The organism is Aliamphritea ceti (assembly GCF_024347215.1).
Lineage (GTDB): Bacteria > Pseudomonadota > Gammaproteobacteria > Pseudomonadales > Balneatricaceae > Amphritea > Amphritea ceti.
In genome coordinates this window covers 2863257-2877749 of sequence record NZ_AP025282.1, presented here as the reverse complement: position 1 = coordinate 2877749, position 14493 = coordinate 2863257, and the positions used below count along the sequence as shown (strand labels likewise).

The 14493-nt window shown below is 47.3% G+C and carries 17 protein-coding genes; 8 read left to right on the top strand and 9 right to left on the bottom strand.

From position 1 onward, the window contains the following. The first annotated feature begins 341 nt into the window (after nucleotides 1-341). A complete protein-coding gene (gene panD, locus OCU49_RS13270; protein WP_261845231.1) occupies nucleotides 342-782 on the top strand; it encodes an aspartate 1-decarboxylase in 441 nt (146 codons plus the stop codon). A gap of 95 nt (nucleotides 783-877) precedes the next feature. On the opposite strand, the gene OCU49_RS13265 is transcribed toward panD, so the two are convergent. Then, entirely contained in the window at nucleotides 878-1723 is an 846-nt protein-coding gene (locus OCU49_RS13265; RefSeq protein ID WP_261841051.1) for an SDR family oxidoreductase, read from the bottom strand. 107 nt (nucleotides 1724-1830) lie between these two features. Between OCU49_RS13265 and OCU49_RS13260 the strand changes: the two genes are divergently transcribed. The 3 genes from OCU49_RS13260 to OCU49_RS13250 all read left to right on the top strand — a co-directional run bounded on the left by OCU49_RS13260 (nucleotide 1831) and on the right by OCU49_RS13250 (nucleotide 3808). Beyond that, nucleotides 1831-2214 carry a VOC family protein gene (locus OCU49_RS13260; protein ID WP_261841050.1) on the top strand — a complete coding sequence of 128 codons (384 nt, stop codon included), beginning with the start codon at nucleotides 1831-1833 and terminating at the stop codon, nucleotides 2212-2214. A 108-nt stretch (nucleotides 2215-2322) separates the two neighbouring features. Then, a complete protein-coding gene (locus tag OCU49_RS13255; RefSeq protein WP_261841049.1) occupies nucleotides 2323-2943 on the top strand; it encodes an FMN-dependent NADH-azoreductase in 621 nt (206 codons plus the stop codon). A 403-nt stretch (nucleotides 2944-3346) separates the two neighbouring features. After that, nucleotides 3347-3808, top strand: coding sequence for a flavodoxin family protein (locus OCU49_RS13250; protein ID WP_261841048.1), 462 nt, complete (start codon nucleotides 3347-3349; stop codon nucleotides 3806-3808). Nucleotides 3809-3939: 131 nt separating this feature from the next. Here the strand turns inward: OCU49_RS13250 and OCU49_RS13245 are convergent, their stop codons facing one another. Both OCU49_RS13245 and OCU49_RS13240 read right to left on the bottom strand, forming a co-directional pair. Further along, nucleotides 3940-4116 carry a hypothetical protein gene (locus OCU49_RS13245; protein WP_261841047.1) on the bottom strand — a complete coding sequence of 59 codons (177 nt, stop codon included), beginning with the start codon at nucleotides 4114-4116 and terminating at the stop codon, nucleotides 3940-3942. 47 nt (nucleotides 4117-4163) lie between these two features. Further along, nucleotides 4164-5249, bottom strand: coding sequence for a site-2 protease family protein (locus tag OCU49_RS13240; protein ID WP_261841046.1), 1086 nt, complete (start codon nucleotides 5247-5249; stop codon nucleotides 4164-4166). 123 nt (nucleotides 5250-5372) lie between these two features. Between OCU49_RS13240 and OCU49_RS13235 the strand changes: the two genes are divergently transcribed. After that, nucleotides 5373-6023, top strand: coding sequence for a glutathione S-transferase (locus OCU49_RS13235; protein WP_261841045.1), 651 nt, complete (start codon nucleotides 5373-5375; stop codon nucleotides 6021-6023). A gap of 71 nt (nucleotides 6024-6094) precedes the next feature. Here OCU49_RS13235 and umuC read toward each other — a convergent pair whose 3' ends face one another. Beyond that, entirely contained in the window at nucleotides 6095-7369 is a 1275-nt protein-coding gene (umuC, locus tag OCU49_RS13230; protein WP_261841044.1) for a translesion error-prone DNA polymerase V subunit UmuC, read from the bottom strand. Between the two features lie 5 nt (nucleotides 7370-7374). Further along, complete coding sequence (gene umuD / locus OCU49_RS13225) at nucleotides 7375-7809, bottom strand: translesion error-prone DNA polymerase V autoproteolytic subunit (RefSeq protein ID WP_261841043.1); 435 nt, start codon at nucleotides 7807-7809, stop codon at nucleotides 7375-7377. A 208-nt stretch (nucleotides 7810-8017) separates the two neighbouring features. On the opposite strand from umuD, the gene OCU49_RS13220 reads away from it, so the two are divergent. Further along, entirely contained in the window at nucleotides 8018-8797 is a 780-nt protein-coding gene (locus tag OCU49_RS13220; protein WP_261841042.1) for a substrate-binding periplasmic protein, read from the top strand. Between the two features lie 70 nt (nucleotides 8798-8867). On the opposite strand, the gene OCU49_RS13215 is transcribed toward OCU49_RS13220, so the two are convergent. Next, nucleotides 8868-9683, bottom strand: coding sequence for an ion transporter (locus OCU49_RS13215; RefSeq protein ID WP_261841041.1), 816 nt, complete (start codon nucleotides 9681-9683; stop codon nucleotides 8868-8870). 287 nt (nucleotides 9684-9970) lie between these two features. On the opposite strand from OCU49_RS13215, the gene OCU49_RS13210 reads away from it, so the two are divergent. Next, nucleotides 9971-10207, top strand: coding sequence for a VF530 family protein (locus OCU49_RS13210; RefSeq protein WP_261841040.1), 237 nt, complete (start codon nucleotides 9971-9973; stop codon nucleotides 10205-10207). A 41-nt stretch (nucleotides 10208-10248) separates the two neighbouring features. Here OCU49_RS13210 and OCU49_RS13205 read toward each other — a convergent pair whose 3' ends face one another. Together OCU49_RS13205 and OCU49_RS13200 are read right to left on the bottom strand one after the other, a co-directional pair. Further along, nucleotides 10249-10659: a hypothetical protein gene (locus OCU49_RS13205; protein ID WP_261841039.1), complete on the bottom strand. Its 411-nt coding sequence runs from the start codon at nucleotides 10657-10659 to the stop codon at nucleotides 10249-10251. Nucleotides 10660-10668: 9 nt separating this feature from the next. After that, nucleotides 10669-11586 carry a hypothetical protein gene (locus tag OCU49_RS13200; RefSeq protein WP_261841038.1) on the bottom strand — a complete coding sequence of 306 codons (918 nt, stop codon included), beginning with the start codon at nucleotides 11584-11586 and terminating at the stop codon, nucleotides 10669-10671. Nucleotides 11587-11922: 336 nt separating this feature from the next. Here OCU49_RS13200 and OCU49_RS13195 point away from each other — a divergent pair, with 336 nt between their 5' ends. Further along, complete coding sequence (locus OCU49_RS13195) at nucleotides 11923-12792, top strand: DMT family transporter (RefSeq protein WP_261841037.1); 870 nt, start codon at nucleotides 11923-11925, stop codon at nucleotides 12790-12792. A 64-nt stretch (nucleotides 12793-12856) separates the two neighbouring features. Here OCU49_RS13195 and OCU49_RS13190 read toward each other — a convergent pair whose 3' ends face one another. Beyond that, the gene (locus OCU49_RS13190; protein ID WP_261841036.1) at nucleotides 12857-14458 is read right to left on the bottom strand and encodes a methyl-accepting chemotaxis protein; all 1602 of its coding nucleotides are present in this window, start codon (nucleotides 14456-14458) and stop codon (nucleotides 12857-12859) included. Between the last annotated feature and the right edge of the window lie 35 nt (nucleotides 14459-14493).

Sequence of the window (14493 nt, the reverse complement as noted above, 5' to 3'; positions counted from 1 at the left end):
GTGTTGTGTAAGCCGTAGTTGTAACTCGAATAAAGATTCAGGATATGTTGGTGATCGCTGCAAATTGATGATTTTTAGCGACAAATTAACGCTTTAAATCAGGTTTTCAGCTGTTACAATCCTTGCCGGAATTACCGCCGCCTGTTTGTCAGGTGGTGAAGAAACGCTGCTGAGCGGTGTTTAATTGGGCAGGTCTGTCGGCGTTCGTATATCGTGCCAGAACAGATCATACGGTTCTGACCGTGACGGGCGTAGGCATGACTTTAGACGAACAGTCCTGGCGACAGGCTGTTCCTGGGAAAGTCGCAGGTATACTGTGGCGCAAGATTAAGGTTGTATCTATGTTGCAAACATTTCTGAAAGCTAAACTTCACCGGGTAACTGCTACCCATGCCGAACTGCACTACGAAGGCTCATGCGCCATCGATGGTAAGCTGCTGGACAGTTCCGGCATTCGCGAATATGAACAGATACATATCTATAACATCAATAATGGTGAACGATTTAGCACCTATGCTATTCGTGGTGAAGATAACAGCGGTATTATTTCGGTGAATGGTGCTGCTGCCCATAAAGCAAACAAGGGTGACCTGTTAATTATCTGTGCTTATGTTCAGTTAGACGAACAGGAAGCCGAAAGCTTTGAGCCTACGCTGTGTTACTTTGAAAACGCCCGTAATGAGAATGATGCAGAGCAGGTGAGCGATGCTGAGCTGCATGCGCGTAATAAACTGACGGGTATCAAGAATGCTATTGCTACTCAGATGAGTGATCTGGCATAGGTATTACGTCATCGCCTATATAAGAGCTTATAGGTAAGAAGATCTTGTATAAACACTACTTAGCAGAGCCTTTCATCAGGCTCTGCATATCCTGACTAATTTTCTGAACCAGAGGCTTTGATCAGTATTTTATCCAGTAAGCGGGTTGATACGAAGCGCTTAAGCCATCCTAAAAGATAAGTGGGTGTGGTGACATAATAGCGGGGTTGAGGGCGTTTACTTTCCAGTGCGTGAATGACTCGTTTGAGAACGGCTTCTGGCCCAAGAGTGAAAGGATCTTCTTTGGTCGGATCAGTATTACTCAGGCGGGAAATAACGCCTTCATAAGTACTGCGGAAAGGGCTGTTCTCGATGTTGATGTTCGCCATAAATTTGGAGTAAGCATTTGCTCGAAATTCACTGCGTACCGGGCCCGGCTCTATAAGTGATACCTGTATCCCGCTGCCGTGTAGTTCCTGTCTCAGAGTATCGCTATATCCTTCCAGGGCAAACTTACTGGTGTTATAGGCACCACGAAAACGCATTGTGATTAAACCCAGTACAGAGCTGTTTTGAATAATGCGGCCTTCACGCTGACGACGCATTGCCGGTAGCACTTTGCAGGTCAGTTCATGCCAGCCCAGTAAGTTGGTTTCAAGTTGTTCTTTCAGTACTTCGCGGCTCAGATCTTCGATCGCGCCTGGCTGTCCATAAGCACCGTTGTTGAACAGGGCGTATAGTTTGCCATTGGTTTGTTCGAACACCCAGTTCACAGCGAGTTGAATTGATTCTGAGTTGTCCAGGTCAAGCTGGAAGCTGTTTAGTCCTTCACTGTTCAGTCTGGCAACATCTTCAGCTTTACGGGCAGTGGCAAAAACCTGATAACCGCGTTGATTTAGCTGTTTTGCAACATAGTAGCCGATGCCGCTTGAGCAGCCGGTAATTAAAATACTTTTATTCATAACTTCCCGTAGCAAATGAAAGAGCTGCGAGCACCGTATACCGTCCCGAATTGTTTTGCTAGTCTGAAATCTGAGTGATTCAAAATAGCTATTACCAGGGAGGTAGTATGAGTAATGACACTTCATCGATACCGCGACATGGCAGCATCAATTATCTTGAGTTTGCGGCACGGGATCTTGAGTTAACTAAAGCATTCTTTAGTCAGGTGTTTGATTGGGAGTTTTTAGACTACGGTCCGGATTACTGTGCGTTTAAAGAGCCTGGGACGGGCAGTGTTGAAGGAGGCTTCTATCGTGCTGATGCTGCTTCTGATGCGAACTCAGGGGCTGCGCTGGTGGTATTTTACAGTCAGCAGCTGGAGCAAACTCAAATATTGGTTGAGAAGGCTGGTGGGGTAATATGTAAACCTGCGTTTGAGTTTCCCGGAGGTCGTAGGTTTCATTTTAAAGAGCCTTGTGGCAATGAGTTTGCTGTCTGGTCAGATCAATAAAGGTTCTAATAAATCGAACTAATTTGACTGTTTTATGCGATTTTAATTCGCTTTTATGTAATCGATAATGCTCTCCAACGCAACGTATTTGTTTCTAGGAGAGTGTTAATGTCCCGTTTACTAGTCATTGATTCCAGCCCGTCTTTGGAAGGTTCAGTCAGTCGCCGTTTAAGTGCTGCCTTTGTGCAACGTTTTCAGACTGTGCAGGGAGCGTCTGGCCAACAGGTGGAAGTTACTTTTCGCGATGTGGGGCAGCAGCCTCCGGCTCATCTGGATGCTGAAACTATAGGTGCATTTTATACGCCTGCCGATCAGCTAACTATTGAGCAGCTGCAGAAAACCCTGTTGTCTGATCAGTTGATTGCAGAGCTGGAAGCGGCAGATGTAATTGTTATCGGTTCTCCGATGCATAATTTTACTATCGCTTCCGGTTTGAAGACTTACCTTGATCAGATTGCCCGTGTTGGACGGACTTTTCAGTATACGCCTGAGACTGGACCTATTGGTTTATTAAAAAACAAAAAGGTTTATGTGTTGAGTAGCCGGGGCGGTAATTATTCAAGTCGTAGCCCTTATGCTGAGCTGAACCACGAATCAACTTATCTGCAAACAGTTTTAGGCTTCATCGGTCTGGCAGATGTTACTTTTATCGCCGCAGAAGATATTAAGAGTGGAACAGAAGGGACAGATACTGCATTGGGGCTTATTGATAATCTTGAGTTGTTGTAAAAATTTTATGTATTAAAAGGCAGCCAATTGGCTGCCTTTTTTGTGTGGATTATTTGGTGAGATGGTTTGTCTGTTGCGGCTTATGGGTCGTGATTGGAAAATAGTTTATACCGTTATCTTTTAATGTATTTTAATTTTAAAAATTGCAGTGAGCTGCAGCAATGCACGTCTTGCAGGTAATCAGGTTGGAGGGCGCAGGAATCTGTCTGCAGTCTTGCTTTGTTGTAAAACTAATCAGAAATACTGGTCGGAAAAACAACAAACGCTGCAGAAAGTATTACTAAGCAAGCTGCAAGGCTATCATTTAACCTGCTGATTTTTTTAGGTTTGTAAGTCGCTGCCTGACAGGACGGAGTTATAGGGCTATGGTAAGCTGCAGAGGTATTTGATTCAGGAAGCTGTTATGAAGAATCTGCTTATCGTTGCACATGCGCCTTCGGAAAATACCCGGCGAATGGTAGAGGCTGCACTGAAAGGTGCCCGACATCCGGATATTGATGGCGTTAATTGTCGCTGGGTGCCACCACTCGAGGCTGTTGCTGACGATGTTTTGGCATGTGATGCCATTATACTAGGTACAACAGAAAATCTGGGTTATATGAGTGGGGCGTTGAAAGATTTCTTTGATCGTATTTATTATCCTTGCCTTGAAAAGACTCAGGCATTGCCTTGTGCAATGTATATTCGTGCCGGGCATGACGGTACAGGTACCCGAAGGGCAGTTGAAACTATCTGTACGGGTCTTCGCTGGAACTGGGCGCAGGAGCCTTTATTGTGCAGGGGGGAATGGCAAGACAGTTTTGTTGAGCAATGTGAAGAGCTGGGTATGACGCTTGCTGCGGGTTTAGATGCCGGTATCTACTAAATGCGGCCAGTTAAGTTTGTTACGGCAGGAGTTGCTGAATTGAGTAGTTGCTTGCTGTAGTTGAATAAGTGGTGTCATGTGGCTGCTTGGTCACGTACCGGGTATAAAGTGCGTGCTGATTTTCTATCCCGTTAGCGCTTTTTCGGCTTTTTCTTTTTAAAAATATTCAGCAGCTTTTTCTTTGGGTCTGTTTCTTCTGTTGGCATGGCCTTTTCAAAGCGGTCTTTCATATTGTCCATGCGCTGTTCTTTGCGCTTGTGGCGGGCTTCGTCCCGTTTACTATTGAAATCTACGACTTTATCGCTCATGTTTTCTTCTCATAAAGCGGGCGTTGTTCGCCCGCGATATCTGTATTCTAGCTGCGTAATACCTGTAACGGCAAACCTAGCAGAGCATCACCGCTGCCGGCAAAGTACCAGATGATTGCAATCAGGCCGCTTACGGTGGCCAAATACCATAGGGTTGAAAAAATCTGTCCGTACCGATCCAGTGGCAATAAGTGTGTCATATAGCGGCTGCGCCATTCGAAACCTATTTCAAGGCAGCCGATGATCAGCAGAAAGCCCAGCAGGGCCAGTCCCAGGTAGTAGCTGACGAAAATGCCCGCGCCTGCAGCTCCAGCACATAATAATAAGCCCACCAGAGAGTTCATTGAGAAGGCGATGCTTTTTAATACATGCCCGCCATCCAGAGGTAAAATCGGTAGCAGGTTAAACAGATTTAGCAGTGCATTAAAGGCGCTTAAACCGGCAAAAAAAGCTTCACCTGTTATCCAGTAAGCAAACAGGCAGAGTACCGACATAAGTAAACCAAATACCGGGCCCATCAGTGAAATCACCACATCTTGCCAGCGAGTATTAATTTTCTCATCACTAAGCGCCAGGCCACCGAGAAAAGGAATCAGATAAATGCCTTTAGTTTGCATGCCAAAGTGTTTCATCGCTCGGATATGCCCGTACTCGTGTATTACCAGGCAGGCAATAAGAGCCAGTGCAAACTGTATTGAGAAGAACCATGAGTAAGCAGCCAGACTGGCACCGGCAAGTATGACCTTGATGAGCTTAGCGCTTTTGAATAGCTTCAGGCCCAGTGCTGCCAAACCTACAATGCTGAAAGGTTTTTTAGCGGGTTCTGGTGCCTGCACGGGTTCTTGTCGCTCGATATCTTTACTGTCGCGGTTGCCGTCGCTTATTGCCTGGTCGTCTATAAACAACCGGTGCTGCAATTTGAAAGGTTGCCAGTTCAGCTGAATTGCCAGCCGGCAGTTAATAACCTGTTCGCCTGCCTGTAACTCAAAGCTGTGCTCTGATGCGCCGTTGTAGTCCGCATCAGCATCAATACGGGATACAGGAGTATTATCCCAGTAAAGGATTTGCCAGCCGGCCATAGAGCCTTCTAAGCGTAATGATTTGCCCAAACACTGTATATTGAGTAATTCCACGGGGTGCTCTTGTACGGTTAATTCTTGTCGGCGGGATCATAGCATAGCGCTGTTCGGTTAAGCACCGCAGCAGAACAGAGTATACTGGCGGTTTTTGATTCTTTGACCCTTAAGTAGAGATATATGGCTGACTTTCCTGTTTTATATTCTTTTCGTCGTTGCCCTTATGCGATGCGTGCCCGTCTGGCACTGGCGTATAGTCAGACACAGGTTGAGTTGCGTGAAATTGTGCTCAGAAACAAGCCACAGGCAATGTTGGATGTGTCTCCGAAGGGAACAGTTCCGGTGCTGGTGTTGCCAGATGGTCGGGTATTGGAGGAAAGCTTCGATATTATGCGCTGGGCATTACGGCAGAATGATCCGCAGGATTGGCTGCTTAATTCAGAGCCCGAGCTGCAGTGGGATATTCAGGGATTGATTCAGGAGAATGATTTTGTTTTCAAGCAGCATCTGGATCGTTACAAGTATTTTGACCGTCATCCTGAGCGTCCGCAAAGCTATTATCGTGATGAATGTATGGTGAGTTTAGCGAAGCTTGAGGCGCGTTTAGCAGCTAATCAGGGGTATCTGGTATTGCCGCGAATGAGTCTGGCGGATATGGCAATTGTGCCTTTCGTGCGACAGTTTGCTCATGTCGACAGAGATTGGTTTTACACTAATGATTACCCACATTTGCAGGCCTGGGTGAAGGGGTTCTGTGAGTCTGATCTGTTTAAGCAAGTAATGCCTAAATTCGCTACGTGGCAGGAAAGTGATTCATCTTTGATATTTTAAATATCAAAGGCTTATATAGATTTTTAAATGTAGGTGTTTAAGTTTATGTCTGGAATTTAGAGAGTGTAATTCTAAGCTTTTACAATGGGTAATTCATGCCATCTAGTGGTGTAGGCTGGTGATAATTTATTGCGTTGCATCTGCCAGCCCTGGCTAAGTTGCTCGCCGGCAAAGCATATCTTGCCAAGTCCCGAGTGGTTGATTCTGTCCAGCGTTTCCATGAGTGCTTTACTGTTGCGCCGGTCAGGTTGGTCAAACAGGGTTGGTTGAAAACTTCCAGCGGTGTACAGGTCGGTGAGAATGATGCCTGCCTTAATAAATCTGTGGCCTTCCTGCCAGATGTTATTCAGTAATTTGATGGCAGCTGCAACCAGTATGCGGGTGTCATTGCTGGGAACGCTTAAGCGGTGACTGGCAGAGGGGCTGTAATACTCGCTGTTATGGCTGTGCGGGCTGGTGCGGATGAAAATGCTGATTAGCCGCGCTGTAGCATCCTGTTCGCGTAGTTTTTCTGCTGCTCTGGCTGTGTACTGACAAATGGCTGCATGCATGGGTGAATATTCTGTTATGCGCTTTGCGAAGCTACGGCTGCAGAGAATCTGTTGCCGTGGTGGTGGCTGGTCTTCCAGATCAAAGCAGCTTTGTCCCTGAAGCTCCCGGACTGTGCGTTCCAGAGTGACGGAAAATTCTTTGCGTATCCACGCGGTGTTGCAGCATGCCAGCTGCCAGGCTGTATGAATATTGAGTGTTTGCAAACGTCTGTAAGTTCGACGACCAACGCCCCATACTTCGTCTGCCGGTAGCAGGCGCAATAATCGCTGTTGCCGGGCCGGGTCTGTGAGATCAACAACGCCATTGGTTTTTGGATATGCTTTGGCGGCATGATTAGCCAGCTTGGCGAGTGTCTTGGTCGGGGCTATACCTACACATACCGGAATACCTACCCAGTCGGCTATCTGTTGTTTAATTTGGCTGCCCAGTGCGTCGAGTGACTGGTTGGCTTTAATGCCGGTAAAATCCAGAAAGGCTTCATCAATTGAATACACTTCTGTGGCCGGTGCCAGTTGTTCCAGCAGGCTCATGACGCGGGCAGAGATGTCGCCATAAAGTGCGTAGTTGGATGAAAAAACAGTGACCTGTTCCCGGTCAAGGATTTCCTGTACCTGAAATAAAGGTACTGCCATTGTAATTCCCAGTGCTTTAGCTTCAGAGCTACGGGCAACAATACAGCCATCGTTATTGGAGAGTACAACTATTGGTCTGTTGCGCAGGTCCGGGCGGAACAGGCGTTCACAGCTGGCATAGAAGTTATTACAGTCCACCAGGGCAAAGCAGGGTGTCGACATAGTTGTTACCTGCGCAACTGATGAATAACAGTGCTGACGACGCCGAAAATCTCCAGTGTTGATTCTTCTTGTATCTCGATGACGGGAAACTGTCGGTTCATTGGGGCTAAGCGCATGCGGGGGCGAGTTTGCAGTTGCTTAACGGTGAATTCGTTGTCCAGACAGGCGATGACAATGTCTTCATGGCGGGCTTTGAGTGAACGGTCTACGACCAGAATATCGCCGTCAAAAATGCCCGCGCCTTGCATGGAATCGCCCTGAGCACGAACAAAGTAGGTCGCTGCAGGATGCTGAATACAAAGCTCATTCAGGTCCAGGCTACGTTCTACATAGTCCTGTGCCGGTGAAGGAAAACCTGCAGGAACTGTTTCGCCAAACAGTGGAATGCAAACAGTGGTATTTGAAGGCATCTGATAGCGGGCAATAAATTGGCATTTCATGAGTGTAATATATTTATACTGTAAATATATACAGTATAGGTGTGCGGCTTTGTATGGGCAAGTTATGTGTCACAAAACGACTTAAGATATTCCATTCACCCCGATCTGGGCAGTCGTATATAAATACAGTATGTCAGGGGTACGGTGGCTGCTATATACTGGGCGAAACAGTGACAGATTCACTCTGATAGCCAAAAGGAAACGTTATATGCGCACACTTTTCGACTGTCTGATTCGTGCAGTTCTGGTCGTTGTTCTGTTTAGTGCCACGCAAGTCTCTGCAGCAGAGAAGCTGAGAGCTTGCTTTGTTGAGTGGCCACCTTATACACGGATGATTGATGGTCAGCCTGGCGGTATTACCGTCGATGTAATGCAGGCTGCAGCAGAACGGGCCGGATTCGATATCAGCTTCCGTAATTTACCCTGGCAACGTTGTATCGTAATGGTGCAGCGGGGCGAATATGATTTTGCTCTGGATGCGGTTGAGCGTCCCGGTCTGATCCATGGTGACCACCCCAATGCTTTGTATGTGCAGGCGTTCTGGTTACGTAACGGGGACGATTATGGGCCTTACGAGTATGTTGGTAAGCTGGTCGATAAGCGTCTGGCGCTGATGCAGGGCTTCCAGTATTCCACCAAAATTCTGAATGCTGGTTTTCCTGTTATTGAATGGGTGCCCAGTGAAGAAGTGGCTGGGAAGATGATTATGAAAGATCGTCTGGATCTGGTGTTTGCTGATGTCGTGGTTATGCAGCAGGCAATCCGTGATCACAGTCTGGATCTTAAGCCTATGCTGCCGGTATTCAGTACTCAGCCTATGTATCCATCTTTTAACGTAGGTCAGCGGGATAAGATGCGTCGTCTGGATGCCGCTGTCGGTGCCATGCATGCGGATGGTAGTCTTGATGATATCTATCAGCAGCACACAGGCGCCGGTTTCTCTGATCTGGTGAAGATCAGCTCTCAGGGCAAAACCATGCGCCCGTAATGCTGAATTAATGTATAAAAAAAGCCTCATAATGAGGCTTTTTTTATATCTGCAACGGGGTGCATCGTGATTAGTTTTCGCGGTGCGTATGCTGCTCTCTGATCAGGGTTTTGAGTTCGATAATTTCTTTATGCAGGTCTTCAATGGTTGGTACGCCATCGGCAAGTTCCTGTTCTTTACGTACTTCAGCGTGTTCGGCTTCCATGACGTTTACAACAATACCAATAACCATGTTCAGGAAGGCAAAAGTGGTTAAGAAGATAAAGCTCAGATAGTAGGCCCAGCTAAAGGAGTACACCGCCATGGTTTCATACATGACATCTGTCCAGTCTTCAAAAGTCATTACCCGGAAGAGGGTTAGCATGGCAATGGATATGTCGCCCCACAGGGTTTCATTTATGTGGGCAAAGAAAGATGCTCCAACCGCCGCATAAATGTAAAAGATGATAAACATCAGCAGAATGACATAGCCAAGTTGTGGCAACGCCTTGATCAGTGAGTTCAGCAATAAGCGTAGCTCAGGAATAATCGATACCATCCGTAATACCCGGAAGATACGGATTAAGCGGCCGATCAGGGCCATTTCGCTGTCTTGAATAGGTATCAGGCTGACTACAACAATCAGGGTGTCGAAGAGGTTCCAGGGGTTCTTGAAGAAGCTGCGTTTATTCGGTTCGCCAAGGAAACGTATTGTTATCTCTATGAGGAAGAAGAATGTAATGCCGGTATCCATCCAGCTTGTCAGTATTAGCAGCTGGGGTGGGATGTCGTAAGTCTTGGCGCCAATTACCAGCGCTGAGAAGATGATAATGCCGACAACAAACCATTCAAACAGGCGGTTGTTACGAAGGCGGAAAAAATTATTTTGCAGCGTATCGAAATTCATAGATTGAGTGACAACTGATCAGTGAAGGTTGATGTTCAGGCTGGGCATTGTAACCCAGCTCAAATGCGGAAGAAAACGCTCGGTAAGACCTGGAACGGAAGTTATCTGACATGCTTTAGTTAGAACAGCATTTAGAGTGTTTGCTGCTTGCTCAGTTGTTATGTAGGTCCGTTCTGACGGCTAGCTTCGTTGTGAAATCCGGATTAATGATTGTGGCTAATTAAGTATCGGTCGCGACTGAGAGGCCGTATAATTGCGCCAGAAATTAATGAGTCGACCGGAATTTTATGGATCAGCAACCAAACAATCCGCTGCATGGCGTTAAGCTAGAACAGATCGTTACTGAGTTGGAACAGCATTATGGCTGGGAGCGTCTTGGTCAGCTGATTGATATTAACTGTTTTCAGCAAAACCCCAGTGTTAAATCCAGTCTGAAATTTTTGCGACGCACGCCCTGGGCGCGTACTAAAGTTGAACAGTTATATCTGGATACTAAAAGTAGCCCATGGGGTAAGAGCGACTAGCTAAATCGCCAGCCGGCATGAGCTGGCAGTTTGTCTAAGAGTCAGTCTGTACGGAGGTACTGCAGTAATGCCTGTTGACTGTCTGAGCAGTGGTATAGCGTTGTTATCAGACGTCGTTGCTGATAGGTAACCTCCAGTGCTGACTGCTGGCTGAGGAGAAGCAGGATATCGGTCTCCTCATCCAGATCTATGCCGTATAAACCCGTCGTCAGCTCAGCGTCCATGTCGAGTTGTTGTAAATAAGTGGCAGTATGCATCTGGTGTACTTCCGGTGTCATTTCTCCTGACAGTTCCACAACCGCAAAGCTTTTCGGTGCCGACAAAAAATCCCGTTCAATGGCGTAAACCAGAAGAGTTGTTTGCTGGTGTGGGCTGTGATGGTGAAACCAGCACAAGTCTTCATGCAAGCGTTGTGGGGCGGGTAAGTCATTAATCTGAGTGAGTGATGGCATAGTAAGTCGTTAGCGTGGTTTGCCTTTGTCGCAGTCCCACTGCAACTTGCGTACCTGTTGATGAGCTTTGCCTTCCAGTGGCAAGCTGCTAAGGCGTAACAGATTTTCCGGTGTGAAAAATAGGTTAGCTTCACTGAGTAGTTGTTCGCCATTGTTTAATGCCTGACTTATATCGTCAAACCAGTCATCCGGCAGCTGCAGTGTGTCAGTATCCTTATAGCGGCTCAGCTTTTTTTCCAGTTCAGTGATGCCTTTCAGGCAAGTGTCGATTAACTGCTGCCGAATATCGCCTGCAAAAACACCCAGACCCTGCAGGTTTTCAACGTCTGCTAATTGTGCGTCATTCGCGTCAGCTTCTATCATTTGCTCCAGTACAGGGCTGTTTTCGCCTTGCTGATGCAGGCTTTTAAGGGCCTCTAAGAGTTCAGCTGGACAGGCTTGCTTAAAATTACGCAATGACTGATACAGCCAGCTGGCGCCTTTGGGTTGTTTCTTTAACTCTTCAACCCGGGCTTTGGTGTCAGCGCAGCGCTGGTGAATATCGGTTAGGTTGAGTACAACTAAGTCTTCAGCTGGTGTAGCGGGAGCGCGGCTGCTGACAGTTTTGGTTTTAGGTGCAGAAGACTTACTGCTAACCCTGGTTGGACGGGGTGGCTTCAGTAGCTCCGGAGCCATGAGTTTGCGGGCGCAGTTTTCGCAAAGGCTGCATTCCCGGCCATGTGCGGTGTGTACCAGAAAGCCTTTTTTGTGGTTCTGATAGCAATTGGCCACAGAGCAACAGGCGATCTTGCGGGGGAAAGAGTAAGCGGCGACGACATATTTAAATTCGGAGCGCAGTGGCCTGACAGTGTCGGTATAAGCAGGGCGCTGGGTAATATCGTTAAGGCTGTCTATTTTGACGCGTTCGGCAGTATAAAATTTACTCATAAATACTTCTTAATACCTGTGGCCGCAAATTATTTTGATTATTAGGTAGTTATAACAACAGCTGATAGATAAATGTTAGCTGAAGATAGCTTGTGGCGGCAGTTTATTTGTAACTCAGGGAGTGAAGGGTCGTCAACCGGAAGACGCAGAGAGCTGACTTTATATTGAGGTTTTCTGCTGCAAAAACGCCTGATGATATATAGATGGCTTATGAGTATGAATTTAACCTTGTTCTGGAGGTATTGCCGGCCATGTATTTTCGTTATGATCCGGCGTTCCTGATTGTTTTCTGAAGACTTTTCCGCAATTTCTGTTTGCTGCTGAAGGATGTTTGCTATGAATCGCGCGATTGCGTTCGTTCCATGGATGTTCGTGTTGTTGTGGAGTACCGGTTTTGTCGGTGCAAAGTATGCGTTGCCATTTATTGAGCCTTTTTATCTGTTGTTTCTCCGTATGCTTTTTACATTGGTGGTGTTTGCAGGCTTGTGTTTTATGTTTAAACCCCGCTGGCCTGCGCCAGTGGAGGCAGGTCATCAGATGGTGACTGGGTTTCTGGTGCACGGTTGCTATTTAGGAGGTGTGTTTGCTGCGATTAAGCTGGGTATGCCGGCGGGTATTACAGCAATTTTTGTGGGTCTTCAGCCGCTGTTGACGGCATTGCTGAGCTGGCGCTGGTTTGGCCAGAAGCTATTAAGTGTTCAGTGGCTGGGAATGGCGCTGGGTCTGTTGGGTGTCAGTGTAGTGATTCTGAGTGGTCAGCAGGGTGGCGCTAATCTAAATGTCGGGCTGGGCGCTTTTGTAGCGGTTGGCTGTGCGCTTATCGCTATTTCGGTGGGGACCCTGTATCAGAAGCAGTTTGGCGGTTCAGTGGATCTGTTAGCGGGCTCTGTATATCAGTATATTTCGACAGCTATTTTTATGGGGCTGCTGGCGTTTCTGTTTGAAGAGCGGGTGGTGCAGTGGACGCCGACGCTCTGGCTGGCGATGGCCTGGCTGGTATTTGGTTTATCAGTGGCAGCGATTTTATTGTTAATGCTGATGATTCGGGAAGGTGAGTCGGCCAGAGTGGCGAGTTTCTTTTATTTAGTCCCACCTGCTGCGGCGATAGAGGCCTGGTTGTTATTTGATGAGCAGCTGTCCTTGCTGCAATTAGCTGCCATAGGTGTCACTGTGTTTGGTGTCTATTTGGTATTGCGGCGCCGTTAAATTAAAAAAGCCTCTGCAGTTAGCTGCAGAGGCTTTTATCTTTAAGTTTTATTCGGTCGCTGGCTCAGACCTTAAAGCGGGCAACCGTGTTGTTTAGGGTATTGCCGTGATCATTCAGGCTGTGGGCTTCAGTTTTAATTCGTTGAGAGTCTTCAGCGACGCTCTTACCAATGGAACAGAACTGTTGAACATCACCTGCAATGCTGGATACCTGTTCACCGGCCCGTTCGGTTTCAGTGGCTACCTGATGGCTTTCTTCACTGAGGGACAGGATGGAGGCGCGGATTTCATTCAGCACTGTCACCATGTTCTGGCCAAGCTCAACAGATGCGGAAGCTTTCTCGCGGCCGCTCTGCATTGAGTTTACGACTGTGTTGATTGACTGTACCAGTGCTGCCAGCATCTCATTGATTTCAGCGGTTGACTGGTGAGTACGTGTTGCCAGGGTACGTACTTCATCGGCAACAACGGCAAAGCCCCGCCCAGACTCACCGGCCCGTGCAGCTTCAATTGCTGCGTTGAGTGCCAGCAAGTTAGTTTGTTCAGCGATATCGGCAATAGTGCTGACGACCTGTCCGACCTGATTGCTGGTTTCGTGCAGCTGCATTAATTCGTTAGAGGCTTTTTCGACATCGTTCGCCAGTTCATCAATGCTGTCGGATGTGCGTTGCATTTCTGATGCGCCTTTATCAACTTCATCAGCACCTTTATTTGCCGCTTCAGCGGCAGCTTCAGAGCGTACTACCTGGTCTTTAATATGGCCTTCAAGGTCACGGGTAGTGTCCATTAGTTCATCGATCATTTGACTTAAATTATCAATTTGCTGATCTGAGGTGGTGGCAACAGAACTTAAGGTTGATACTGCGGCCTGTGTGCCCTGAGCGGCGTTGTTTACTTCGGTCATGGCGGTACGGAAAGTGCCAAGTAGCGCATTAAGGCGCTGTGCGGCATCGCCAATCTCATCTTCAGCAAAGGTTTTTACTTCATGGCGAAGGTTGTAGCTGCTGGCCACAACATCGATATCATTGGACAGTGACAGGATAGGTGCAGCGACCAGGCGTTTAGTCACAATGAATGCCGCGATGACGACTGCCAGGATCAGTATGATAAGTACGAAGAGTAACTGAATTTCGTTGCCGAGCATGTTGCTGACTTCTGCGACACCGGCGTTAGCGTCTTCCTGGATCATCTGTTTGATTTCAGCAATACGGTTTTTGCCATCAGTTGCGCGGGCTGAGAGGTCTGCCAGTTGATTACGCGCTTTGTCCCAGTCTTTGTTGCTGGCAGACATGGTTTGTTGCAGTTGCCCCAGAGAGTTGCTGACTGAGTCTACAATTCCTTGTAACTGCCCCATATCATTACCACGGATGGACTGGTAGGCGGAAACAGCAGCATTAATGTGTTCCAGTTCAGAAGCCGCGCGGCTGGCAAATTGATCAGGAGTGATGCTGGTGCCGTAGAGTTCGTAAGCGGTTATTTCAAGCTCATTCAGTGACAGATTAATGTCCTGGATATGATTGAGAGCGGGTAATGTGTCATCGACGAAGACATTTACTTTGTCGCGGATAAGGTGGGTGGCGTTATATAGGATAGTGGCTGCGACCACCGTCATGATCAGAATAATAAGGTATCCGATCGAAGCTTTGTGGGTGATATTTATTTTCATAATAGGCGCTAATCTTCCTGCAACGTGAGGCTTTA